Annotated in this window: 23 protein-coding genes and 1 pseudogene; 14 read left to right on the forward strand and 10 right to left on the reverse strand. The window is 65.7% G+C overall.

Going from position 1 to position 24,391, the window contains the following annotated elements:
• The 3 genes and pseudogenes from J0I79_RS20040 to J0I79_RS20050 all read left to right on the forward strand — a co-directional run.
• A pseudogene (locus J0I79_RS20040) lies at window positions 1–445 on the forward strand (helix-turn-helix domain-containing protein); the annotation flags it as partial.
• 166 nt (window positions 446–611) lie between these two features.
• Window positions 612–1,244 carry a PQQ-binding-like beta-propeller repeat protein gene (locus tag J0I79_RS20045; RefSeq protein ID WP_292862772.1) on the forward strand — a complete coding sequence of 211 codons (633 nt, stop codon included), beginning with the start codon at window positions 612–614 and terminating at the stop codon, window positions 1,242–1,244.
• Between the two features lie 338 nt (window positions 1,245–1,582).
• Window positions 1,583–2,413: an aldo/keto reductase gene (locus tag J0I79_RS20050; protein ID WP_292862775.1), complete on the forward strand. Its 831-nt coding sequence runs from the start codon at window positions 1,583–1,585 to the stop codon at window positions 2,411–2,413.
• A 128-nt stretch (window positions 2,414–2,541) separates the two neighbouring features.
• Here the strand turns inward: J0I79_RS20050 and J0I79_RS20055 are convergent, their stop codons facing one another.
• The gene (locus tag J0I79_RS20055; RefSeq protein ID WP_292862778.1) at window positions 2,542–2,847 is read right to left on the reverse strand and encodes a hypothetical protein; all 306 of its coding nucleotides are present in this window, start codon (window positions 2,845–2,847) and stop codon (window positions 2,542–2,544) included.
• A 269-nt stretch (window positions 2,848–3,116) separates the two neighbouring features.
• Between J0I79_RS20055 and J0I79_RS20060 the strand changes: the two genes are divergently transcribed.
• Window positions 3,117–3,767 (forward strand): glutathione S-transferase family protein, encoded by a 651-nt coding sequence (locus J0I79_RS20060; protein WP_292862846.1) that lies wholly within the window; start codon window positions 3,117–3,119, stop codon window positions 3,765–3,767.
• Between the two features lie 15 nt (window positions 3,768–3,782).
• Here the strand turns inward: J0I79_RS20060 and J0I79_RS20065 are convergent, their stop codons facing one another.
• Window positions 3,783–6,353: a caspase family protein gene (locus J0I79_RS20065; protein ID WP_292862781.1), complete on the reverse strand. Its 2,571-nt coding sequence runs from the start codon at window positions 6,351–6,353 to the stop codon at window positions 3,783–3,785.
• A 450-nt stretch (window positions 6,354–6,803) separates the two neighbouring features.
• Between J0I79_RS20065 and J0I79_RS20070 the strand changes: the two genes are divergently transcribed.
• Together J0I79_RS20070 and J0I79_RS20075 are read left to right on the forward strand one after the other, a co-directional pair.
• Complete coding sequence (locus J0I79_RS20070; protein ID WP_292862784.1) at window positions 6,804–8,306, forward strand: ATP-binding protein; 1,503 nt, start codon at window positions 6,804–6,806, stop codon at window positions 8,304–8,306.
• Window positions 8,303–9,115 carry a sulfotransferase domain-containing protein gene (locus J0I79_RS20075; RefSeq protein ID WP_292862788.1) on the forward strand — a complete coding sequence of 271 codons (813 nt, stop codon included), beginning with the start codon at window positions 8,303–8,305 and terminating at the stop codon, window positions 9,113–9,115. Before J0I79_RS20070 ends, J0I79_RS20075 begins: the two co-directional genes overlap by 4 nt.
• Window positions 9,116–9,127: 12 nt before the next feature.
• On the opposite strand, the gene J0I79_RS20080 is transcribed toward J0I79_RS20075, so the two are convergent.
• Window positions 9,128–9,553, reverse strand: coding sequence for a MucR family transcriptional regulator (locus J0I79_RS20080; protein ID WP_292862849.1), 426 nt, complete (start codon window positions 9,551–9,553; stop codon window positions 9,128–9,130).
• Between the two features lie 323 nt (window positions 9,554–9,876).
• Here J0I79_RS20080 and J0I79_RS20085 point away from each other — a divergent pair, with 323 nt between their 5' ends.
• The 6 genes from J0I79_RS20085 (at window position 9,877) to J0I79_RS20110 (ending at window position 15,452) form a co-directional block, all read left to right on the forward strand.
• The gene (locus J0I79_RS20085; protein ID WP_292862790.1) at window positions 9,877–10,746 is read left to right on the forward strand and encodes a DUF6502 family protein; all 870 of its coding nucleotides are present in this window, start codon (window positions 9,877–9,879) and stop codon (window positions 10,744–10,746) included.
• Window positions 10,743–11,867, forward strand: coding sequence for a DUF5666 domain-containing protein (locus J0I79_RS20090; RefSeq protein WP_292862793.1), 1,125 nt, complete (start codon window positions 10,743–10,745; stop codon window positions 11,865–11,867). The genes J0I79_RS20085 and J0I79_RS20090 overlap by 4 nt, the downstream gene beginning before the upstream one ends.
• 66 nt (window positions 11,868–11,933) lie before the next feature.
• Window positions 11,934–12,218, forward strand: a complete 285-nt coding sequence (locus J0I79_RS20095) for a hypothetical protein (protein WP_292862796.1) — start codon at window positions 11,934–11,936, stop codon at window positions 12,216–12,218.
• On the forward strand, window positions 12,215–12,625 hold the full coding sequence (locus J0I79_RS20100; RefSeq protein WP_292862799.1) for a hypothetical protein: 411 nt from the start codon (window positions 12,215–12,217) through the stop codon (window positions 12,623–12,625). The genes J0I79_RS20095 and J0I79_RS20100 overlap by 4 nt, the downstream gene beginning before the upstream one ends.
• A 567-nt stretch (window positions 12,626–13,192) precedes the next feature.
• Entirely contained in the window at window positions 13,193–14,614 is a 1,422-nt protein-coding gene (locus J0I79_RS20105) for a glycosyltransferase (protein ID WP_292862802.1), read from the forward strand.
• Entirely contained in the window at window positions 14,607–15,452 is an 846-nt protein-coding gene (locus tag J0I79_RS20110) for a hypothetical protein (RefSeq protein ID WP_292862805.1), read from the forward strand. The genes J0I79_RS20105 and J0I79_RS20110 overlap by 8 nt, the downstream gene beginning before the upstream one ends.
• Before the next feature lie 22 nt (window positions 15,453–15,474).
• Here J0I79_RS20110 and J0I79_RS20115 read toward each other — a convergent pair whose 3' ends face one another.
• On the reverse strand, window positions 15,475–16,146 hold the full coding sequence (locus J0I79_RS20115; RefSeq protein ID WP_292862808.1) for a class I SAM-dependent methyltransferase: 672 nt from the start codon (window positions 16,144–16,146) through the stop codon (window positions 15,475–15,477).
• A complete protein-coding gene (locus J0I79_RS20120) occupies window positions 16,143–16,613 on the reverse strand; it encodes an Rrf2 family transcriptional regulator (protein WP_292862811.1) in 471 nt (156 codons plus the stop codon). The genes J0I79_RS20115 and J0I79_RS20120 overlap by 4 nt, the downstream gene beginning before the upstream one ends.
• 93 nt (window positions 16,614–16,706) lie before the next feature.
• Here J0I79_RS20120 and J0I79_RS20125 point away from each other — a divergent pair, with 93 nt between their 5' ends.
• On the forward strand, window positions 16,707–17,645 hold the full coding sequence (locus J0I79_RS20125; protein WP_292862814.1) for a GNAT family N-acetyltransferase: 939 nt from the start codon (window positions 16,707–16,709) through the stop codon (window positions 17,643–17,645).
• 22 nt (window positions 17,646–17,667) lie between these two features.
• Here the strand turns inward: J0I79_RS20125 and J0I79_RS20130 are convergent, their stop codons facing one another.
• From J0I79_RS20130 to J0I79_RS20145, 4 genes are all read right to left on the reverse strand, one after another.
• A complete protein-coding gene (locus J0I79_RS20130) occupies window positions 17,668–18,828 on the reverse strand; it encodes a GDSL-type esterase/lipase family protein (protein WP_292862817.1) in 1,161 nt (386 codons plus the stop codon).
• 105 nt (window positions 18,829–18,933) lie between these two features.
• Entirely contained in the window at window positions 18,934–19,956 is a 1,023-nt protein-coding gene (locus J0I79_RS20135; RefSeq protein ID WP_292862820.1) for an aminopeptidase, read from the reverse strand.
• A gap of 263 nt (window positions 19,957–20,219) precedes the next feature.
• Window positions 20,220–21,110: a hypothetical protein gene (locus J0I79_RS20140; RefSeq protein ID WP_292862823.1), complete on the reverse strand. Its 891-nt coding sequence runs from the start codon at window positions 21,108–21,110 to the stop codon at window positions 20,220–20,222.
• Window positions 21,111–21,373: 263 nt separating this feature from the next.
• Window positions 21,374–22,552, reverse strand: a complete 1,179-nt coding sequence (locus J0I79_RS20145; protein ID WP_292862825.1) for a calcium-binding protein — start codon at window positions 22,550–22,552, stop codon at window positions 21,374–21,376.
• A 303-nt stretch (window positions 22,553–22,855) separates the two neighbouring features.
• Here J0I79_RS20145 and J0I79_RS20150 point away from each other — a divergent pair, with 303 nt between their 5' ends.
• Complete coding sequence (locus J0I79_RS20150) at window positions 22,856–23,197, forward strand: cupin domain-containing protein (protein ID WP_292862828.1); 342 nt, start codon at window positions 22,856–22,858, stop codon at window positions 23,195–23,197.
• 39 nt (window positions 23,198–23,236) lie between these two features.
• On the opposite strand, the gene J0I79_RS20155 is transcribed toward J0I79_RS20150, so the two are convergent.
• A complete protein-coding gene (locus J0I79_RS20155) occupies window positions 23,237–24,211 on the reverse strand; it encodes a nucleoside hydrolase (RefSeq protein ID WP_292862831.1) in 975 nt (324 codons plus the stop codon).
• Window positions 24,212–24,391: the final 180 nt, after the last annotated feature.

The following is a 24,391-nucleotide window of genomic DNA, read 5'->3' on the forward strand; positions in this document are numbered from 1 at the left end:
GGGGCCCGCGGATGTATCGCGCGAGGAACTCGTGGCGCGGGCCTTCGGCGGCAAGCATGCCGATGAGTCGCACCGCGCGCGGCTGCGCGTCGAGATCGGGCGGCTGCGCGCCGAGCTTGGCGCGCTGGCCGACATCAGCGCCACCAGGCGCGGTTTCACGCTGGCGCCGGCGAAGGGGCGGGCGGTGGTGGTGCTGGCGCGGCCGATCGAGGAACGCCACGCGGCGGTGCTCGCCTTGCTGGCCGATGGCGAAGCCTGGTCGAGTTCGGCCCTGGCGCTGGCGCTCGGCACCGGCCAGCGCAGCGTGCAAAGGGCGCTCGAGCCGCTGGCCGAGGCCGGCAAGGTGCAGTCCTTCGGCCATGGCCGGGCGCGCCGCTGGATGACGCCGCCGGTTGCCGGATTCACGACCACCTTGTTACTCCCGGCGCCGCTTCCAGATGGTTAAGGTGTGCCGATATTCAGGTGAGGCCGGCCTGCAAATGGCGGCTTCCTGCGCTTCCGGTGCTCACGTACGAAAAGTACGCTCCGCTCCGGTTCTCGGAAGCCGCCATTTTCGGCGCGGCCTGACCTGAATCTCGACACACCTTGGGACCAGAATCGAGGATCAAGACATGAAACATTCGCCCGCCGAGATTTTGCGCGAATACGGGCCTTTTGACGGCGTCGAGCGCATCCATGGGGTGAGCTTCGACGGCGAGAACGTCTGGTTCGCCTCGGGTGACAGGTTGAACGCCTTCGATCCGCAGAGCGGCACGCCGTTGCGTTCGATCGATGTCGCAGCCCATGCCGGCACCGCCTTTGACGGGCAGCATTTCTTCCAGCTGGCCGGCGATCGCATCCAGAAGATCGACCCCGACACCGGCAAGGTGCTGTCCACCATTCCGGCGCCCGGCGGCGGCCGCGATTCCGGGCTGACCTGGGCGGAGGGCACGCTCTGGGTGGGGCAGTACCGGGAGCGCAAGATCCACCAGATCGACCCCGAAACCGGCGCGATCCTGCGCAGCATCGAATCCAGCCGCTTCGTCACCGGCGTGACCTGGGTGGACGGCGAATTGTGGCATGCCACCTGGGAAGGCGACGAGAGCGACCTGCGCCGCGTCGACCCCAAGACCGGCAAGCTGCTGGAGACGCTCGACATGCCGCCGGGCATAGGCATTTCCGGCCTGGAGTCGGATGGCGGCGACCGGCTGTTCTGCGGCAGCACGTCCAGTCCCGTGGTGCGGGCCGTGCGCCGGCCGAGGTGAGGGGCGGGGGACGGCTTGCGCATAAAGCGTCTCATTCCTTCCCACCCCCCTCTGTCCTGCCGGACATCTCCCCCGCAAGGGGGGAGATTGGATGACACGGACGATTTCGCCAATCTTGGGCGTTGCAGGAATGGAGCCATCGGCGGAGCTGCCAATCTCCCTCCTTGCGGGGGATATGGCCGGCAGGCCAGAGGGGGGTGCTTCACGCTGGTGCCCGCGATCTGGCGTAATCACCCCTACGCGAAATTGTCCTCTCGCGACTGGCCGTCGCCCAGCCGCGTGCCTAGATAGGCTGCGATGGGCGACCGCCCGGACATTCCCACGCAAAGGACCCGACCATGCCCGAACAGATCCCGTTGAACGACGGCGCCGCCATTCCCCAGCTTGGCCTTGGCGTCTGGCAGGTTGATGAGAAGATCACCGCCAAGGTGGTCGGCTGGGCGATCAAGGCCGGCTACCGGCTGATCGATACCGCGCAGGGCTACCAGAACGAGGAAGGCGTCGGCGAGGCGATCCGCGCCGCCGGCGTGCCGAGAGGCGAGCTGTTCATCACCTCGAAGCTGCGCAACGGCGCCCATCAGCGCGACGCGGCGCTGCGCGCCTTCGACGATACGATGACGAAACTCGGCATCGAGCAGCTCGACCTGTTCCTGATCCACTGGCCGGTGCCCAGCCAGGACAAATATGTCGAGGCCTGGAAGACGCTGATCGAGCTCCAGAAGGCCGGCCGCATCAAGTCGATCGGCGTGTCGAATTTCAACAGGGATCATCTGGAGCGCATCATCGGCGAGACCGGCGTGGTGCCGGTGGCCAACCAGATCGAACTGCATCCGCGCTTCCAGCAGCGCGCGCTCAGGGAATTCCATGCCAGTCACAATATCCAGACCGAAAGCTGGAGCCCGCTGGGCAGCGGCCGGCTGCTCAAGGACGCAACCATCGCCGGCATCGCGGCCAAGCACGGCAAGTCCGCCGCGCAGGCCATCATCCGCTGGCATCTCCAGCAAGGGCTGATCGTCATCCCGAAATCGGTCCATCAGGATCGCATATCGGCCAATTTCGACGTCTTCGACTTCGAACTGGACGAGCAGGACCTGAAGACGATCGCGGGCATGGATTCTGCCGACGGCCGCGACGGACCGAACCCGGCCACGGCGTCGTTCCTGTTTTAGGAGCCGGCGGCGAAGCTGCCGATCTCCCCCTCGTGGGGGAGATGCCCGGCAGGGCAGAGGGGGGCGCTGTCCCGCGACGTATCAGTCTCCGCCGGGGCGCTGTCCCGCAGACCTCTCAGTCCGAGTGCCTAAATCCCCGACCCATCCAGCTGCTGGGCATCATCGCCCTCCCAGGGGGCCGGCATCGAGGCGCGGGCGAGGTTGGCGGAGGGCAGGGGCATCCAGCATTTCAGCTCCGGCTCGGCGTATTCGATGACGCGGCCGGGTGAGGAATCGGAGGCGCGCCAGCCCTCGTCGGCGAACTGGTCGGCGCGTGACCAGAAGGCGAGGTCGACTTCCGCCGGTCCCTGCTCGGAGGGACGCACCGTGACCAGGATCCGGCTGCCGTCCTTCGGGGCCGTCGACATGTGGCGCCACCGTTCGGGCTCGTCCATCGCATTTCCTCCTGCCTTGGTGCGGATCAAGTGTCGCCTCGCCATCGGAGGCGGTCAACCCAAACTTTTTACAATCCGTCCCGTTTCGACAGGCAGGCAAATCGTCGATCCTGCCGTATGGATTGCTTCCCCCAAACTCCGTGCAAAAATGTCGGATCGCGCGGGCCTGTTCCGTCCTAGGCGTGGCGATGGTCGCCAGGACGATTCTTCAGGACAAGGGAGAGCCATTCATGAACGAAAAGCTTGAACCGCTGCGGGCAACGGGCGAAATGAAACTCTACTTCAGCCGCAATCCCAATCCGCGCCTTGCGGTCGCGGTGGCGCGTCACCTCGGCGCCAGGGTAACCTTCGAATTCGCCTCGCCCTTCGCGCCGGGACAGGCGGACCGGTTCCGGCCGCTCAATCCCAACCTCTACATACCGATACTGGCGTGGCCGGGCGGCAGCCTGTGGGAGACCGACGCCATCGCCTGCCGGCTGTCGCGCGACATGGGCTCGGATTTCTGGCGCGGCGGCGACGACCAGCCCGAGATGATCCGCTGGATAAGCTGGGGCAAGGACCATTTCGCAAGGGCCTGCGACATGGTGCATTTCGAGCGCGGTACCAAGCAGCGCTATCAGATAGGCCCGATCGATCACCAACTCGTCGAGGAGGGGCTGAAACTGTTTCACACGACCGCTTCGATCCTGGAGGCGGAGCTTGCCGGCCGGCAGTGGCTGGTGGGAGACGAAGTCTCCTACGCCGACTTCCGCATGGCGACGTTCCTGCCCTTCAACGATGTCGGCGGCCTGCCGCTCGACGATTATCCCGCGCTGGCGCGCTGGTATGGCCGGCTCGAAGCCATAGATGCCTGGCGCGATCCTTTCGAAGGGCTCGATGCGCCGCGCCTGCCGCCGGTGCCGGGGCAGGCCAGAGACTGAAGCCGACAATGGGGCTCACTTAGCCTGGGCGATCTGCTCAGCCACCAGGCGAAGTTCCTTCTCGTAGAAGCCTTCGAAGCCTGTGGAATAATGCTGCTCGCGAAAGATGTCGCGGGCGGTGATGAAGGCGTCGCGGGCCGCAAGCAGGCTTGCCTTGTCATGGGTTCTGGTGCCGATGGCGAGCAGGATCTCGCCGCGCACCGAATGGGTCTTGCCCCAGATGATTGGCGACTTGTCGCGCGTCAGTTCGGTCAGCGCCAGGTCCATCTGTTCCAGCGCCTTGCGGTAGCGGGGCAGGCTGTTTTCGGCGTCGCCCATGAAGCGGTAGGCGCGGCCCTGATTGTAGGTGATCGTGGCCCAGGTGAAGGGGTCCTGCTTGCGGGTAATCACCTCATGCGCCCTGTCGAAGGCGGCAAGCGCCTGGTCGAAGCAATCCGGGCATTTGCCGCGCTGGCCGAGCGACAGAAGCACGGCGCCGAGATTGCTCTGCGTGTTGGCCCAGTCGACAGGCTGCGTCTCGCGGGTGCGGACTTGCAGGACATCCTGGAAGGCGGCCCGCGATGCTTCCAGTTTCTCGGTTCCGTCCTCGATCTCGCCGAGCTTCTGCAGGGCGACCGCCATGTTGGCCATCGCCATCGCCCATTGCACCGGCACCTTGGCGCGGGTCCAGACGGTGAGGGCGCCCTGGAAGGCGTCGATCGCGGCGGTGTAGTTCTTTCTTGCATCGCCGGCGTCGCCAAGCGCGGTGAACTCGTTGCCGATGTTGTTCTGCAGCCCGGCCCATTCGTCGGGGCTGGTCTTTTTCGTGTAGACCTTCGTCGCCTGCCGGTAGGCGTCCATCGCCCTGGAGTAATAGGCCGCGCCACCGGCGCGCTGCCCCATCAGGTCGTAGGCATTGCCCAGATTGATCAGCACGGTGGCCCATAATTCCGGCGTGCGCTTGCGGTTGAAGATCTTGAGGGCGTCCTCATAGACCTTGATCGCCTGTTCGACCCGAGCCGTGCCGTTCTCGCGCGCGGCCAGCGCCGTAAGGGTGATGCCCTCGTTGATGGCGACGCCGGCGGGACCGCCGGTGAAGACGGTGACGCCGGGCAACAGCTTGGCCGCTTCATAGACATCGACCGCTTGCGACAGGGCGGCGTTTTCGCCCTTGATCATGCCCTGGTCGGTCAGCGCGTCGCCCTCGAATATCTTGTAGATGAAGGCGGTCTTCGGATCCCAGCGCTCGGCCTGGCGGAACGCGTCTTCATAGCGCTGCGCGGCGGTGCGGTAGTCGAAATTCAGGATCGCGGTGCGGGCATGGTCGGCAAACGTGCCGGCCAGTTCCAGCCGCCGCTGGCGGATGTTGGCTTCAGCCTCGTCCAGCTGCCTGTCGATCTCCTCGGCGCGGGCGCTGGCCTTGGCGCGGAAGGTCAGGGCCAGCTGGACGGCGCCTTCCGATTGCGCGCGGTCGGCAAGGCCGGAAAGCCGAATCAATTCCGGGTCCTGCCGGGTTTCGGTGTCGTGCCGGGCGAGGATTTCACGCAGCTTCTGGGCGCCGGCGGCAAGCTGCGCCTGCAAATCGCTCGGCCCGGCCGAGGTGTCGACCTGAAGCGCGCCCAGCATGCCGTAGAGCTGGTCGAGCGGCACCTCGTTCTGGGCAGCTACGGTCTCGACCATGGAGCGCTGCTGCGCCGGCGTGGCGGCGATCGTCAGCAGCAGCTGGCGGCGGGCCGAACGGATCGAGGCTTCGTCGCCGCCGGTTTCTTCCGGCGCCTGGCCGAAATAGAGCAGGCGCCGCAGGCTGGCATTGGTCCATGGCAGTTGCCGGCCGCCGGTCTTCACGTAGACTTCCTCGGCAACCATGGTCATGACGTCGCCGAAGGCGAAACCGCCGGCGGCCAGATGTTTCAGCAGCGCCGCGGCATAGGGGCTGTTGCCGCCCGGCTCACCATCCAGCGCGGCATGGCCGGGCTCGGCGGCGAAGCCGATGACCTCGCCCAGGCTTTGCGGCGCGCCCGACGCATCCGCGAGGGGCGCCGCGCCGCGCGCGAGATCGAGCCCGGCGGCGGCGACCGGCGCCGGACCGGACGGCGCTGCCAGCGTCGCACCCGCAGGAAACGGGTTCGAACGGCAGGCGTCGAGCAGCATGATCGCCACCGGAACGGCGGCCTTAAGCTGCGCCAGCAAGGCGGATACGGGCACCAGCCGGTTCGCCGGATCGGAGAGCGAGGAGGCATCCGCGTCGACCGGCACCAGATAGTTCTCGCCGCCGGCCTCGATGCCGTGGCCGGAATAGTAGAGCAGGGCGACATCGGCGCCGGCGGCGTCCTCGACGAAATGCTTGAGGCCGCGCGCCAGACGGGCGCCGTCACCGTCGGGAATGGAGCTGACTTCGAAGCCCAGGCTGTTCAAAAGCTGGGCCACGGCGCGCGCGTCATTGGCCGGGTTGGGCAGGGCGGGGAGCGACAGATACCGGGATTCGCCGATAACCAGCGCCACGCCGCGCAGCGGCCTGGCGTCGTCGGCCCGCGCCGGCCATGCCGACACGAGACCTTGCGCCAGAAGCAGTACGGCGCAGAAAGCAAAGCGATACCACGCCGCCATGCGAAACCCCGATAAGCCCGCGCGATGCTAACCGGCATAAAGTGGCGGCTCAATGACGGATTGGATTGTAGCAGGGTCGGATTGCGGTTGATCCTGGGTAAGGCTCGGAGCCCGGATGCAAGGCTTGAATTGACGACCGGCGCATACATGAGAAAACTTGAAGACGCCGGCCGCCATTTGGGGCGTTGGGGTGCATCACGTTGGGGCGCGACGCAGGGTCACGCTAGACGGAAGGCCGGCATGCGCAACCGGAACGCCGGCCGGTGGTGAACGAATGGTTACTATCCACAGGCGTGGTCGTCCCGCGATCTCTGCTGTCCCATGCTTCCGGCCGAATGGCGGTGTCCTTCTCATCTGTGCGCAACGCCGGGCAAGCGGCCATCGGCGCTCGACGCGCCGCGCCGGGGTTGGTAAGCCCATGCCGCGCAGGAGACCTTTTTGAGTCGAGACATGACCGTTGCGATCGAGATGGGCCACACCTCGGCGGGAGCCCCGGCAAACCTCGATCTGGAGGAGCTGCTGGCGACCCGCCTTCTGGTGCAGGGCAATTCGGGCTCCGGCAAGTCGCATCTGTTGCGGCGTCTGCTCGAACAGAGCGCGCCCTGGGTGCAGCAGACCATCGTCGATCCCGAAGGCGACTTCGTGTCGCTGGGCGAGCGCTACGGCCATCTGGTGATCGATGCCGAGGAGCACACCGAGCGCGGCCTGCAGGCGGCCGGCGAGCGGGCGCGCATCCATCGCGTCTCCACCGTGCTCAACCTCGAAGGCCTCGACGCCGAGAACCAGATGCGGCGCGCCGCCGCGTTCCTCGGCGGGCTGTTCGAGGTTGCCCGCGACCACTGGTATCCGATGCTGGTGGTGGTGGACGAAGCGCAGCTTTTCGCGCCGGCCGTCGCCGGCGAGGTTTCCGACGAAGCGCGCAAACTTTCGCTGGGCGCCATGACCAACCTGATGTGCCGTGGCCGCAAGCGCGGACTGGCCGGTATCATCGCCACCCAGCGCCTGGCCAAACTCGCCAAGAACGTCGCGGCGGAAGCGTCCAACTTCCTCATGGGCCGTACGTTCCTCGACATCGACATGGCGCGCGCGGCCGACCTGCTCGGCATGGAACGGCGCCAGGCGGAAGCCTTTCGCGACCTGGAACGCGGGCAGTTCATGGCGCTCGGGCCGGCGCTGTCGCGGCGGCCGCTGGGGCTGCGCATCGGGCCGACCGACACCAGCCCGCGCAACGGCACGCCGAGGCTGATGCCACTGCCGGAAGCGGCATTGGAGGATGCACGCGCCATCATCCTGGCCGCGCCGCCGCCGGACGCGGTGCGCGCGCCGCGCCGCGTGGCGTCGCCGGACCTCCTGGAACAATTGATGGCGGCGAAATCCTCGCCGCTGGAAATCCGTCCCGAACCGGCCGAGCCGGCGCCCAGCGCCGAGGACCTTGCCGAACGGCGCGAGCGCATGGACCGCATCCTGCGCGCTATCCTGGCCGAACCCGATGCCGGCTTCCGCGTCATCGGCGTGCTCTACCAGGAATTCGTCGTGCGCTGCCGCATCGAGGGGCTGGCCTCGGTGGTGCCGGACCTGCAGGAATTCCGCCGCATGCTGACGCGCGCCCGCGCCGGCGTGGGTTCGGACATGGCCGAGGACGATGCCTGGCGCGACGTTTCGGTGCGCGCCTCGCTGCTGCCCGAGGATATGCAGGGCGTGTTCATGATGATCGCGCGGGCCGCCAAGGAGGGCTGGGCGTGCCCCAGCGACGCGGCGATCGCGCGCGCCTATGGCTCGCACTCCATGCGCCGCGCGCGCCGCCTTCTCACCTATATCGAGGAGCAGGGCCTGATCGTGTGCCAGCTCGATGGCACGGGAAAACGCACGGTGACGCTGGTGGAGCTCGCCTGGGCGACCGCACCCGGCGACCCCAATGCCGAGGAGGCGGAGCAGGGGAGCCTGGCGCTATGAGCGCCATGTCCGGACAGGGTGGATGGCCGGACGGCAAGGCCGCCCGGGTCCGCATTATGGGGACGCCGAGGTCCGGGACGAATCTCGCCAAGCATCTCGTCGAAACATATCTGGGAGCCCCGGCCGTCTTCGACCGGAGCTTCTGGAAGCATGGGGTCTTTCCGGCGCTGATGGACGGGCGCGTGCTGCAATATGGCGGCCTGCCCATCATCGTCATGAGCAAGGACCCTATCAGCCAGCTCCTGTCCTGGTTCCGGTTCACCAGGAACGACAGCATTTTCAGGCCGAACAGATATCTTGGATCGTTCCTGAGCGGACCTTTCGAGATCAGGCAGGATTTCACGCAGCCGAACCAGATGGAGTACAGGTTCCGCACGCCGGCCGACTACTGGAACCAGTTCTACTTCGCCTTGGGCGCCCTTCGCCGGGCCGGCGCGCCAGTGCATTTCGTGCGCTACGAGGATCTTGTCGCGAAGCCGGACCAGTGCCTGAATTCGATTTCACGCTTTCTCGACTCCGCCATGCCCTTTGATGCAGGCACGGCTGTACCGCTCCCGCAATATGCGATCGGCTCAAGCAACGACATCGACCGGCCCGCGGATCCGGCCGCCAATCAGGGTCCGTTCGACCCTTCGCGTGCGACCCTGTCATCGGCGCTTGCCAGGATCGGTTGGCGCAATGCGCGCCGCATCCTGCGCGACATAGACGATGACGTGCTCGATACGACGGGCCGCGCCGGCTTTCGCGAAACCTGCCGGCGGGCACTTGGCCCGGCGGCGATGGCGAGGTCGCTTATCGGCTATTGGTAAGGCGGGTGTGGCCTACTTTCCCTTGCGGCCCAGCCCCATGGATTTGGCGAGCCTGGAGCGGGTGGCGGAGTAGTTCGGCGCCACCATCGGGTAGCTGGGCGGCAGGTTCCATTTCTTGCGGTACTGGTCCGGGGTGAGGCCGTAATTGGTTTCGATATGGCGTTTCAGGGATTTGAACCGCCTGCCGTCCTCCAGGCAGATGATGAAATCGGGCATGACCGATTTTTTCACGGGCACCGCAAACCTGATTTCGTCCGGCCCTCCATTGGTGGCGCCATCGGAGATGGCTTTGATCGAGGCGTGTATCCTGCCGATGAATTCGGGGAGCTCCGCGGCGGGAACGGGATTGTTCGAGACGTAGGAGGAGACGATATCGGCGGTGACGGAAATGATCGGGTCGAGTTGTCCGCTGCTTTTCGGGGCGCCTGTATCGGCGATGTCTATCAGCCTTTCCTCCAGTGCCCCGTCGGTTCGGATTATGGTTGGTCTCACATAAGGCTTCTTCAAACGATCTCTCCTTTGGCGCGCGGGCTCGGCGCATAGGCTGGGTGTAATGCGGGGAATCTGGTGGTTGCGGCAGATGGAGTTGTAAATTGTGGGAAAATTTCACACGTGTCAACTGGGCGCGAGCCAGGGAAAGCGCCGCCGGTGCTGTACCTTCAGTCGGCGCTATTGTGGAAACATTTCCCACGCGTTATTTTCGACAGGAATATCCGAGGGATGGATGACCAGTCACGGGATTGGCAAGTGAAGGACGACCGATGAGCAAATCGGGGGGACAATATCTGGATGCCGCCGGGATCCAGACCGCGTTGAACCGGGTGTTGCGCCCATTGGTGCGGCTGGCCATCAGATGCGGGGTGACGTTCCCGGCCTTTGTCGATCTGCTGCGCCAGCTCTATGTCAATGTGGCGGAGCACGAGTTCGCCTTGCCCGACAAGCAGCAGACCGACAGCCGGGTCAGCCTGCTGACGGGCGTGCACCGCAAGGAAGTCAGCCGGCTGAGAGGGGCGGGCGCTCCGGTGCGGGTGGTGCCCGATGCCGTTTCCAGGACGAGCGCCATCGTGGCGCGCTGGCTCGCCGATCCGGCCTTCGTCGACGCCAGGGGCATGCCGTTGCCGCTGGCGCGGACAGGCGAGGCGGGAGAGCCGTCCTTCGCCGGGCTCGTCGAATCGGTGACGCGCGATCTCAGGCCACGGGCCGTGCTCGACGACTGGCTCGACCGGAAACTGGTCGAGATCGACGGCGAGGACCGGATCGTGCTGATGGAAGGCGCCATGGTGCCGCGCGGCGACGGCGAGGTTCGGCTCTACTATTTTGCCCGCAATCTCGGCGATCACGCCGCGGCCGCGGTCGACAACGTGCTGGCCGACGCGCCGCCCTTCCTGGAACGCGCCGTCCACTATGACGGGCTGTCGGAAGAGCTGGCGAAATCGCTGGAGGCCTACAGCCGCGAGATCGCGGTCGAAACGCTGCTGCGCCTCAACAAATATGCCAACCAGGCCATTCAGAGCGATCCGGGCGGGACCAGCCGCTGGAACTGGGGTGTCTATGTCCTCACCTCGGATGGCACGTCGCTCGTTGCCGGGGAAAAGCCGGAGACCAGCAATGCCGGCGGAGAGACGGCATGAGCTGGAGGCCGACGCGGCGTGAGTTCCTGACGCTCGGCGCCGCCCTGCCGGCGGTGATTTGCGCGATCCCGGCAAAAGCCGGCGACGCGTCGAAGGACCAGGGCATCGGCGGCACCGGCTGGACGGCCGGGACCGATGGCGACCAGGGCATTGGCGGCACCGGCATCGTCGGCACGATCCAGCGCTTCGGCAGCATTTTCGTCAATGGCGTGCGGGTTCAGTACCAGGCCGATGTGCCGGTCTGGATGGATGGCGTGCGCGTTACCCCGGACAGGCTGAAGGTGGGGCAAGTGGTGCGGGTCGCGGTGGTCAACAAGGACGGCCGCGTCGTCACTTCGGCAATCCATGTCACCAGCGAAGTGGTCGGGCCCGTCGAACGCAAGACAGCCGGTTCGATGTGGGTCGTGGGCCAGCATGTCGACATCAGCGGCATCGACGGAACGAAAATCGCCCTGGGCGATATCGTGGCGGTCCATGGCATCCGGCGGCCCGATGGAAAGATCGTCGCCAGCCTGGTGGAATCGAGGCCGAAGGGGACACCCTATCTGGTGCACGGTCTGGCCACCGTGAGAGCGGGCGACTTGCTGGTCGGGCGGCTCAGGATCGGAACGGGGTCGTCGCCGCTGGCAAACCGGCGCGTCCAGCTTACGCTTGCCAAGGCGTCGGGCGGCTACAGGATACTGCATCTCGAGGCGGAGGCGCCGGTGCCGCGGAGCGCGGTCGCGAGCGTGCTTTACGAGACCTTCCTGCAGCGCCGTGGAGACCGTCTGGCATCGGGCCTCGGCGTCACCGTCGACAGCCAGAAGGGCGATGTGAAATCGGCCGGATTCGTCCGCGCCTTCCTCGATGTCGGTTTCGACCGGTCGGGAAATGTCGTGTCGGCATCGCGTGATCCGGGTCCGGGCGGGCCTTCGCCAAACCAGTCCGGCGCGCCCGGTCAGCCTCCGGGTGGACCAAACGGGCCGAACGGCCCTGGCGCGCCGGGCGGCCCTGGTGGGCCTGGTGGCCCCGGCGGACCTGGCGGACAGAACGGCCCGGGTGGACCTGGTGGCCCCAGTGGACCTGGCGGACAAAATGGCCCGGGTGGCGGTCCCGGCAATGGTGGGCCGGGAGCCCCTTAGATAAGGTCGCCTTTCACCGGGACAGCGACTGTTCCGACGCCCTGTCCGGATTTTCGGGAGCCTGCGATGCGTGAAAAATACGATCTCGAAAAGGAGCTGACCATCAGCCTGTCGCAAGCCAGGGCGGCTGTTTTGATGGATATCTGTGCCAGGTGCGCCGGCTTCGGCCTCGCGCCGGAAGAGGAGCATGTGCTGCGCGAAATCGAAGCTGCGGTCGAGGCGCGGATCGATTTCATCCTCGATCCCGACTACGGGGCGATCCTGGCCGACATCAGGAGCGGGCTGCGGAGGGAGATCGGCTTCGGGGATGCCGGGGAAGAAGGGCCTTCCGGCCCGGCTGGCAACCCATGATCTGGTTCGACGCGGCCCTCGAATATCCCGCGGACGACGAGCTCCTGAGGCGCGGTATCGCGGCGTTGCTGGGGTTGGAAGCCTCGGAGGTGGATGTGGTCCATGACATGGGCGGCCTGCGTGACGCGCCCGTGACCTGCCTTGTCCGCGACGGTTCGGGGCACGCCTATTCGCAGATGGTCTCGCTCTACCTCGCCACCGACGTCCAGCAGCCTGATGCCGTCGAGAGTGGCGCGCGGCTGGCGCGATTGCTGGACCGGTCGTTGCTGCTTGCCAACGATGCCACGGCGGACCCGTATTCGTTCATTCTCGCAACGAGGACGGGAGCGTGGTCGGTCGTATCCGTCGACCGTGCGGCGCTGGACGAGCACGGCATTCATGTCATCTCGACGCAGGAGACGCCTTGAGCGGGCAGGGCGACGCCGGCCGCGATGACGGCATGCCGGTCCAGGGGAAGCGATGATCCGGCCGGCCCGTCCCTTGCGATGGACGGAACCGGCCGGCACAACCGTACGGGGCTCGTTGTAGGGGCTCGAGCTTTCCTGGGGTACGGCTGCTCTTCCACGGACCATGCGGGGGGCGGATGGTCCTTGGAAATACCGAGAGGAAATCGTGAGAGCATTGCCGGCGAAAACGGTCTCGCCGCGCCTGCCCGATCTCGTCTTTTTCATGCAATTCCCAAGGCAAGACCGCCGCGCGCTTTTGCCGGGATCGCTCGGTTCCTTTCCGCTGATATCGTCGACGAAATCAGTATGTGGGAAAAATACCCACAAGTCAAGCGATGTGATCTCTTGACGTGGGTAATTTTCCCACGTATTTGAAATCGATAGCGGGGACGATCATTCGCAGAGCCCCGGGGCCCCTCGATGGGGACAAGACAGCAGAATCCGGAATGCCGCGGCTCAGACCGCCACGGATGTCTCGTTGCCTCCGCATCGAGCCAATGCCCTGAAGCAATTTCGGAAGGTAAGCCGTTGAAGACATTGTATATCGATGCCACCCTGCCTTTGCGCTGGGGGTCGCATCCGCCTGTCGGCATCCCGCGCGTCGAGACGGCTCTCATCCGGCAGGCGCTGCGCTGGAAGGCCTCGCCGGTCGGTTTCTTCATCGTCGACAAATGGGGCCACGGGCACACGCTCGACGAGGCCGAGCTTGCCTATCTCAGGCGGCTCGTCGAAGGCGAACTGCCGCAACCGATCGGCGGCGAGGGGAGTTCTTATCCGGCGCGCCTGTGGAAAGTGCTGTCGATGATCCGGGCGGCACCCTTCGCCTGCGGCCGCGAGTTCGATCGGGTCGCGGCGATCTTCCTGTCGGGCTCCGAGAAGCGACGCGGCATCAAGTTCCAGCTGTCCAAGACGGCCATCCGGCTCTTCAAGCTCGTCAAGTCAGCGCTGCGGCCAAGCAGGCTCGACACCGGCGATCCGCTCAGGGATGAAAACGCCATATGTTTCCTGTCGAGCACCAGCGTGCATGAGCTTGCCTCGGGCAAGCTCGCGGCGAAGAAAGCCAGATGCGGCATCTTCACCCTGATGCACGATCTCATCCCGATCGACTATCCGCAATTCATCGGCCCGCATCATGCTCGCGGCTTCGTGCGCAACACGGCATGGCAGCTGGAGAATGCGCGCCTCCTGCTCTGCGTTTCGAAATACACCGCCGAGAGGGTAAGGAGCCACGCGATGGCGACCAATCCCCAGCGCATTCCGGAGGTCGCGGTCGCATCGCCCGGGGCCTTCCTGAAGGAGGGCGTCGCGGACCGGGGCATGTCAGCCGAAAGGCAGAGGCGCGGCCGCAAATTCGTCCTCTACTGTTCGACGATCGAGATCAGGAAAAACCACATCCTGCTGCTCAAGGTCTGGCACCGGCTTCTGCCCCTGTTGGGAGACCGGCTGCCGACGCTCGTCCTGTGTGGCCGCTGGGGCTGGATGTATGAAGAGCTCACCGCCTTCATGGCTGAGCATCCCGAACTCGGCGAGCATGTCCAGTTTCGCTCCGGCATTGGCGACCAGGAGCTGGCGGAACTCTATCGGGACGCCGAGTTCAGCGTCTATCCCTCGGCGGTCGAAGGCTGGGGCCTGGGCGCGGCCGAGTGCCTCGATTTCGGCCTGCCGGTGCTGATCTCGGACGCGCCCTCGCTGACGGAAGCCACGCAAGGGCTGATGCCGACGCTTCCCGCGCGCGATGTCGAAGCCTGGTGCGCCGCGGTCGCCAAGGCCTGCACCGATCCGGTCTGGCTCGCCGAACTGCGCCACACGATCGCGTCGCGATACCGTCCGATCAAGGAGCGTGAGTTCTTTGCGACGGTGTTGAAGCATGCCACGGCGCTTGGCCTTGGCCACGTACAAGATGCCGTGAGCAGCGAGGCCATGCCGCAGCGGGTCCGGGCCTATGGGTGAAAGACCAGTGTTTCCGCAGGATCGGGCGGCGGCGATCGTGGGAAGTTCCGCTTTCGGCACCGTATCGCCGGACCTTGCCGGCGTGCGCGTGATGGGCACGCCGCGCTCGGGCACCAACCTCGCCAGGCACCTCATCGAACGCTATCTCGGTGTTCCCGTGGTCTTCGACCAGGGGTTCTGGAAACACGGTGTTTTCCCGGCGCTGATGAACGGGCGCGAGATCGACCATGGCGGCCTGCCCATCATTGTCATGAGCAAGGATCCGGTCACCCAGATCCTGTCCTGGTTCCGCCTGGCGAGGAACGACACGATCTTCAGGCCGAACGGCAGCTTCGCCTCGTTCCTGCGCAGCCCGTTCGAGGTCAGGCAGGATTTCACCGAGCCGAAGCGGATGGAATACAGGTTCGGCTCGCCGGCCGATTACTGGAACCAGTTCCATTTCGCCATGGATGCGTTGCGCCGCGCCGGCGCTCCGGTGCATTTCCTGTGCTATGAGCGGCTGGTTTCGGAACCGGCCCTGTCGCTGCACATGCTGTCGCATTTTCTCGGCCGCGCCGTGCCTTTCGACGTGCGCTGCCCGGTCGACATTCCGCGCCATACGCTCGACGCCGGCAATGATGTCGAGGATGCCGACACGCATGGGCGAAGGCCGTTCGACCCCGCCCGCGCCGAGCTGGCCTCGGCGCTGGCCAGGATCGGCTGGCGCAATGCGGCCATGATCCTGCGCGGCATCGACGAGGATGTGCTTGCCGCCACGGACCGGGCCGGGTTCCGCGCGGCGTGCCGCGAGGCGGCTGGCGCCAGGGCGATGCTGAGGTCGCTTCTGGGGCCTTGGTAAGGCAGGATCCCGCTCAAGCGAATTAGGTGGCGTAGGCGACCCAGCCCCTGAAGCTGAAGCCGGCATAGAACAGTCCGACGTCGGCAAAACCCGCTTGACGCAGCATGGCCTCTTCCTCTTGCGGATCAAGGATCGTCAGCCTTGTGGCAATCGCCTGGCGCGCGCTTTCCAGCTGCGCCGGGCCGGCGCCCTGTGGCGCGCCAAAGGCGACATGGCGGGCAATCCAATTGGAGCGTTCGGGCTCGGCCTGCGGAAAGCTGATATGGGCGAGCACGAAGGGCGCGCCGGGCCGCAAGCGGCGCCTGATCTGGCGCAGCGTCGGCAGGCGTTCTTCGCGCGCGATGAAATGGAAGGTGAGCAGCGAGCAGGCGCCGTCGAACGGGCCCTCCGGCGCCGCATCGATGAAGCCTTCATGCAGGCGCATGCGCGGCGCGTGATCGGCCACCATGCCTGCGGCCAGCGCCAGCATGTCGGCGGACGGGTCGACGCCGTCGAACGACCAGCCTGGCTCGGCCTCGGCGAATGCCCTGAGTTCCAGCCCGCCGCCGGCGCCCAGCACCAGCAGGCGGCCATCCCCAGGCATGCGCTCTGCCAGCAGCAGCGTGGCCATGCGATGCAGGCCGGCAAAGCCCGGCACCTGCCGGGGCGGTCCTTCGGCGTAGGCCGCGTGTCCCTCGAAGGCGGTTCGGCTCATGCGGCACCGGCATGGACGGTTTCGAAATCGGCGAGTTGCCGGCGGTCCGCGCCGCGCGCACGGATATCGGCATCGAGCATTGCGAGCGTCACTTCGCCGAGGCGGGCGAGCAGCCGCTGCTCCGCCTCTTCCAGCGCCTTGTCGAGGCTCGCGTTGACCGCCTGCTCCACGAGGCATTGCGGATTTGCGGAGCGGTTGCCGAGCGCGAAGAGAGCCGGACTGCCGAGCGCGGCGTAGATGTCGCGCAGCGTGATATCGGCGGGGTCGCGGGTCAGCGTCCAGCCGCCGCCATGGCCCTTTTCCGAGCCGACATAGCCGGCATCGCGCAGGCCGGCCATGATGCGGCGCAGCACGACCGGGTTGGTCTGCATCGCCCTTGCCAGGGTTTGCGAGGTGATGGGCGCGCTGTGATGCGCCATGTGGAGGAGGACGTGGAGCACGCCCGACAAACGGCTGTCTCTGTTCATGTAACTTCATATGTTGCGTGATAGCCGCGATGTCAAGCCACGCGGTGGACGCGTGGCCTCGACAGCATGGGCCGCCTCTGCGAGGGTCGTGGCATGACGACTCTCGGACCGACCGAATTGCGGCTGATGCAGGGCCTGGCCCAGAAGGTGACCGCCTTGCGGCCGGAGCTGCTCAACGGCGACGCCACCATTGGCGAACTGGCCTGGGTCTGGGGCAAGGATGTTGACACGCTCGCTCCATTCTGGCGGCACCGGTTCTGGTTCGCCGATGGCGAGCTTGCCGCGTGGGGCTGGGCGTGCCTGCCGCATCATATCGCACGCGCTGGCGGCGCGGCGATCGCGGCCGAAGCGGCCAACCTGACCTGGCAGGCGCATCCCGACCGGCCGGAACTGCTGGATGGCATACTCGACTGGTACGACGCGGTGGCCGACGGCGCCGACCGGCTCGTGACGGTGCAGTCCGCCGATCAAGCGGCGCAAGCGATCGTCGCCGCGCATGGCTATGTGTTCGACACCGAGGCCGGTTCGGACGACGGCTCCTGGGTGCAGTTCAACACCCGGGATCTGGCCGACGTGCCCGAGCCGGTGCTGCCGCAAGGCTTCCGGTTCCTGACCGCCGGCGACGTCCCGGCGGCCGATGCGGTCCAGGCGCATCGCGACGCCTGGCCGGGCTCGCGTTTCAGCGAGGCGGCGTTCGCAAGAGTGCGGGGGACATGGCCCTACCGCGCCGACCTGCATGTGCTGGTCCAGGCGCCGGACGGCACGCTGGCTGCCACCGCAATCATCTGGCTGGACGAAGCGACCCGGACCGCCGAGTTCGAACCTGTCGGCACGCATCGCGATTTCCGGCGGCTCGGGCTCGGCACCGCATTGCAACTCAACGGCATGCATCTGGCGAGGGCGGCCGGCGCCACGCGCATGCTGGTCGCCTGCCGGGGCGTTGCGTCGCAGCCGGCGGCGCGCAACATGTATTACGGCGTCGGCTTCCGCCAGCTGAGCCGCGACCTGCCGCAGATCAAGGCCAAGGGATAGCGGTCCCGGGCTGCTGTCCCGATCACCCCGGATACAGCGGACCGCCATCGGCGAAGGCGAAGTCAGCGAAGCGTTGGGCGATGCGGCGGTGCGCGGCAGCGTCCGGATGCAGGGCGTCGGGCAGCGGCAGTTCGGCGAAGTCCGCCGGTCCATAAAGGTCGAGCCCGTCGAGATAAGCGAGGTGCGCGTCGCTTTCCCCGCGCTGGCGCGCGATCCGCTCCAGCTCCTGCCGGATCGTGACCAGCGTCAGCTTTCCGGCGGCGCGCTCGGCGGGATTTCCGGTCGCCCGGAAAGCAACCTTGCCCGCCGCAAGCGCCTCCATGTCAAACGCGCCGGGGCCGGGAGTGTCCTCATGGATCGGGCAATGGAGCGGCGACACCAGGAGGATCGGCGTGTCGGGCTTGCCGTCGCGGATGGTGTCGAGGAAGCCGTGCACGGCCGGCGCGAAGGCGCGCAGCCGCATCAGGTCGGCGTTGACGAGGTTGATGCCGATCTTGAGGCTGACGAGGTCGGCCGGCGTATCGCGCATCACGCGCGCGACGAACGGGTCGAGCAGGGCGCTGCCGCTGAATCCCAGATTGACAAGCTCAACCCCGCCCTGGGCGGCGGCGAGTGCCGGCCAGCTCGCCGATGGGCTGTCGGTGTTCGAGCCCTTGCTGATGGAACTGCCATGATGCAGCCAGACCTTGTGGCTCCCTTCGGAAAAGGGCTCGACCGGCGCATCGGTGCGCAACGCCACCAGTTCGGTGGTCTCGTTGTAAGGTAGCCAGATCTCGACCGCCTTGTCGCGCTCCGGCAGGCCGGCAAAGCGCAGCGTGCTGATGCCGACCTCTTGCTTCGTCACGCTGCCGGTGGCCATGTCGAACGTCACCGTATCGGCGCCGGTGGCGGAGGCCTGTGCGGTGAGCCGGCCATCGACAAGCAGATCATAGACCCCGGCGGGCCGCGCCGGCACCCCGAGATAGACGAACCGTGTCGGCACCGTGTCGAGCTCGATCACACTCGCCCGCGAGCGGAAAGCAATGCGCACGCCCGCAGGCTCGGATTCGGCCATGGCCAGTTGCTGGTCGGGGCACTGCGCCCGAGCCCAAAGAGGCAGGCGATGTGGCTGCAGGCCCCGCGCGCCCTGTTCGAGGGAGAGGCAGCCGCGCACGAGGGCTGGGGTGATGGGGATGGTGAGCATGGGAAGGTATTGGGAGTGTGATTGTGTCAAATCAAAAGCTCGCCTGACGCATAATCATCGTCGACTTCCGCTTCACACCACAAAGTCTGTCGTCCCGGGCCAAGGTCAGCCGCACGACCGCGCGGTCTTGAGCGCCTCGGAGCGGGCGGGCTGGGGCAGGGCGGCGATGCGGCGGACGGCATCATAGAAGCGCGGATAGTCGCCGCCGCACAGATCGTAGAGGCGCAGGAACGCCGGCACCTGTTCGCCGTAGACGGAGGTCGCGGCGAGCTTGGCGTTGTTGATCGGGCTGTCGAACCAGCCGTCATAGCCCTTATATCCGCCCCATCGGCCGTCGCGCATCTTGCGGTAGCGCGCCCGCAGCCTTTCGATCGCGGCGTCCTTGGCGGCGGCCATCTTTTCCGGCGTGCGCGGGCTGCCATAGACCTGCCGCAGCTCCTCGCGCGTCTGCCCGATCAGCCGCAGGAAGTCGGCGCTGCGATTGCGGTTGGTTTCATAGCGGCGCAATCCGGCGCTGTCGCCCGTGGCGCGCAGCCATTTACGGGTGCCGCTGGTCTCGACGGAGACAGCGAAAGCCTCGTTGAAGGCGGAATCGCCGTTCACATAGAGTTTCTGATGCGCCAGCTCATGGAAGATGAGGGTGGCGAGATAGGTGTCGTCCTCGCGCATCATGGTGCTGAGCAGCGGGTCGCTGAACCAGCCCAGCGTCGAATAGGCGGTGACGCCCGAGACATAGACGTCGAGCCCCTTGGCTCGCAGTTCGGCAGCACTTTCGATCGCGTCCTTGCGCGAGAAATAGCCCTTGTAGGGGACGCAGCCGAACACCGGAAAGCACCAGGTGACCGGCGCCAGCGAGAAGCGCGGCGCGGCGAACACGGCCAGCGTCACATCGTCCCGGCCGATGTCGACATAGGAGCGGTAACTCGAATTGTCGGGCAGCGCCAGCTTCTCCGAGGCAAAGCGCCTGATGGCGGCGGCGGTCTCCAGCTTGGCGCGCAACGGCGCCGGCGTCGCGGGATCGCGGATCAGCCGCCCGACATTCCGGCGCTTGGCCATGATCTCGACATGGCCCTCGATCGACTGCGCGTAATAGGAAACGGTGGTGCATCCGGCCACGGCGGACGCCATGACCATTGCGGCGAGCAATCGAAAAAAGCGCTTCACAGACTCACCGCTTGCTCGTCCCTCATGAAGCAAATGTCTCCCGTTTGCCGCGAGAGTCTGAAACAGGCGCGCCGATTTTCGTCAAGGCCTTCCGCGCCCGGCGAGCGGGAGCGTAGCCTTGCGAAACAACGTCTGTGGCCGGTCGGTCAGCACATAGCCAGCGGTCTTGCTGGAACCGCGCCTGGGCAAAACACCCGACGCTGCGGGGAATGGCGTGGGCGGCAGGCTCAGCCGGCGAAGGCCTTGAGGCTGTCGCCGGAGGTCAGCATCACCTCGCCGTTGAACGAGATCGAGAAGGTGCCAAGCTGGTATTGGCCCTGGTCGTTCTTGACCAGTATGTCGCCCGTCACATGGTTGAGGCCGCTGCCGATGCTTTTGACGAGCCTGTCGACGTAACGCAGGTTGCTCCTGGCGGAGAGCGCTTCGTTGCTCGCCAGTTGCCGCGCCAGAAGCTGGCGCTTCGGGTCGTCGCCCATGCCTTGCTGGCGCTGTTCGACGGCCTCGGGCGCGGTCCGGGCCAGGGCTGCATTCAGATCAGGCAATGCCTTTTGCAGGCTGAGCAGAGCATCCGACGTCATCCTGCTCGCGTCGCTGAAGTTCAGCGCTTCGCTGGCGTATGCCTTGTATGCCTGAGCCTGCGGGCTGCGGTCGGCCGCGGCCTCCATCTCGTCCTGGACGGCCCACATATAGTCATGCTGGTCCATGGCCGTCACCGTTTCGGCTGTCTGGCCGGCAGGGATGAAGTAGCGCGGGACGGTGGAGTCCTTGTGCTGGCGGTCGGCCTCGACCATCGAGCCGATGAACCGCGTATATTCGGCATGGAGCTCGTCATAATTGGCCTTGCCGGCGCGAAGATAGGGATCATCAGCCGTTGTGGTGGGCAGCAGCGGCGCGCTGATGGTTGAAGACAGGTGCCTGCCCGCCCTGGGAGCGTCACCCATGCCGGTCAACGGATCGTGGTCGATGTCGTCCTGATTGCCGACGGCGCCGGGCCGGACCACCGGAGCCTCGGCCCGCAACGCCATGCCCGCCTTCCAGTCTGTCGGCTGGCCGGCGAGGCCGCTCCTGGCCGAAACCAGCTTCTGTATCGTGGCGGTGAGGTTCGAGGTGATCTGCATCGCGAGCCTTGAATTTCACGTGCCCTGCATTCGATTCGCACAATGGAGTAGGTTGGTTAATCAATGATTTAAGACAAGCAACTCGAAAAGTAACCGCTTCGACATCGCTTCCTTTTCAAAACACAATTCAACAATGTCTAATATACTTCTCAAACCCCGAAACGCGGCGAATTTGCCGTAAACCGGCTCCGTCGCTACTCGCCCGGCGCGCTTGTGAAATTCGCGGCGGCTGGCCGGCCGCCGCGAAGTCTGTTGCTTGTTATCTATACAAAGAAGTCGAACTGCGCGGCGGTCAGGTCGGTCGCGGTGATGCCGGTCAGGGTAAGCGTGTCGCCGCCGCCGAAGTCGATGACCGTATCGGCGCCGACCTGCGACATCAGGCCGGCGAGGTCGGAGAAGTCGTCGACACCCGCGAAGGCGCCGATGCTGATATGCTCGCCCGTCGTCGCCAGCGACAGGTCGGTGATGGTGTCGGCGCCATCGCCAAAATGGAAAATGAACGTGTCGGCGCCGGCGCCGCCGGTAAGCACGTCGCCATTTCCCGCGCCGCCGGCGAGCGTGTCATTGCCGTTCTGGCCGTTCAGCGTGTCGCTGCCATAGCCGCCGTAAACGATGTCGTCTCCGTCTCCGGCATTGACGAGGTCGTCACGGCCAAGCGCGACGGCGTCCGTGGCGTTCTTGCCAGCCAGATAAATGATGTTGTTGTCGGTGCTGTAGCCCCGGATTTCCTCGATGCCGTTGAGGGCCGTCTGGGTGAAATCGAGAGGCGCCGATCCCGCATAGGCTGAAATCTTCACGCCGGTGAACGTGCCGAACTCCAGACTGGTGTTGGTGATCTCCTCGATGCCGGTGATGGACTTGATGCCGATGAGGAAGTTGTTCTGGATGGCGACGATCCGGTCCGTTTCAGTGCCGCCGTCATATTTCGTGCCGCCGTAGCAGGGCTGTCCGACAAAGAAGTCGTCATTGCCCTGTCCGCCAATGGCGGTCAGATTGCCGCTATAGCTGAGATACAGATCGTCGTCATCGTAGCCGCCATCGATGATGGATGCGGCGGTCGAGCTTCCAATGCCCATCTTGATGACGTCGTTTCCGGTGCCGCCATAGAGGCTGTCGGCGCCGCCGCCGCCGTCGATGTAGTCGTTGCCGCTGCCACCGTCGATGACGTCGTTGGCGCCGAGGCCCCAGATCTGGTCATCACCCTGTTCGCCATAGGCGTAGTTGGTGACGTTCGAATTCTGCAGATAGATCTTGTCGTTGCCGTCGCCGCCCCAGATGCGGGCATTGCCGATATAGAATGATGTGTAGCCGACGCTGTAGGCGTAGATGACATCGTCGCCCCCGTAGCCGTAGATGATGTCGTTTCCGCCCTTGCCGGAAATGACGTCGGCCGAAGACGTGCCGGTCAAGGTCTGACCGGCGCTCGTGCCATTGATTATCATATTCATTCTCCTCCAAAATTCGACGGGTTTTGCCAGGGAACGGGTCTCCCGAGGTGTTTTTAACCCGGCCTGTGGCGGCAATGGAGGAAGTCTAGCAGTGTTTTATTTTGCCGCCAGTAGTCAGATCAAGTTTTTGTTATCGAGAGGAAGTTCTATCGAAATATATATTGTATTTCTAAAATTAGATATTGCTTGCATTGCGATGGTGTCGGGGAGGCGTGCCCGCTCCGGCTGCCATCCCGGCCTGGCATGTTGCCGGACCCGCCGGTAAGGTGTGCCCAGAACGATTCACGGGAGCACGCCATGCCGCCAACCTTGATCCGCATCGAAGGCGAGGGCGCTTTCGGCGAGCCTGTCGCCGTCGCCCGGCCGACGAGCGAACAGGTGGCGCGGGTCAGGGTGGCGGGCGATCAGCCGATACCGGTCGGCGCGACCGGCTTCTGGGAATGCACGCCGGGCCGGTTCCGGCGCCAGGTGGCGGAGGCCGAGTACAGCTATTTCATCGCCGGCCGCGGCAGCTTCACGCCCGACGGCGGCGAGCGGATCGAGTTCCATGCCGGAGACGCGATCTACTTTCCCGCCAACTCGCAAGGCGAGTGGGATATCGTCGAGACCGTCCGCAAGACCTATCTGATCTTCGGCTGAGCGTTTTGCCCGCTGCCGGCGCGGGCAGGCCGTGACGGATCATGCCTTCTGCCTGGTCAGCCGCTCCACCGCATCGACGATCAGGTCGCAGAATTTCGTGTGATCGAGCTTCATCGCCACGGTGTGGCGGAAGTTCACCTGTTCGCTCGCGGTGCCGCCGAAATGGCGCATGCCGCCCATCTTCTCGAAATTGCAGACCGTCATGCCCTTGGTCCAGTGGCCGGCGATCTCGACGCGGATGTCGGCCTTTTCGGTGGAGAAGACCTCGGGGTCGATCAGGGCCGCCACGCAGCAGGCGTCATGGATGGCTGGATACTCTATCTGCAGCAGGCCGCCATGGGTGGTGGCAATGAATTCCCAGATGTCGAGGATGAACCGGGATATCGAGCCGCCCAGCGCGCGCACCCTGTCCTGCAGGTCGGGGGTAGCCAGCGCCTGATGGGTGAGGTCTAGCCCGACCATGGTGACGTCCCAGCCGGCGCGGAACACCACGTCGGCGGCCTCGGGGTCGGCATAGACGTTGAACTCGGCCGCGGGCGTGATGTTGCCGCGCGAAAAGCTGCCGCCCATCGCGACGACACGCTTCACCCGTTCGACGATGCGCGGCTCCTTGCGGGCGGCGAGCGCGATGTTGGTGTAGGGACCGACCGGCACCAGCGTGACGGTCTTCGGCTCATGCGCCATTACGGTGTCGATGATGAAGTCGACGGCATGGCGCCTGTCGAGCTCGAACGAAGCGGGCGGCAGTTCGGGACCGTCGAGCCCGGTCTCGCCATGGATTTCGACGGCCAGCACCTGATCGATGAGCAGCGGGCCGGGCGAGCCCTTCGCGACCGGCACCTTGATGCCATAGGCGGTGCAGACCGACAGCGCGTTGCGCGTGGTGTTGTCGACATTGTGGTTGCCCGAAACCGTGGTGATGCCGAGGAGGTCGATCTTCGGGTTGGCGGCGGCGAGCAGGATGGCGATGGCGTCGTCGTGCCCGGGATCGCAGTCCAGGATGATCTTTTCCACTGATGTCTCCTCCATGTCGGTGCGCGGCGATTACGCACTGTCGCGTCCGGCGCCGTCAATATGCCAGGCGGTCGCGCGCCCGGTGGCGACCGGGTCGCGCGGGTCATGCTGACGCAATGTTTGCGGGTCATTTGCGGCTCCAGGCGCGGCCGGCCGCTCGCGGGAGCGATCGGTCTGAAA

Origin of the sequence: Mesorhizobium sp. (genome assembly GCF_017306585.1) — a bacterium.
Classification (GTDB): Bacteria; Pseudomonadota; Alphaproteobacteria; order Rhizobiales; family Rhizobiaceae; genus Mesorhizobium.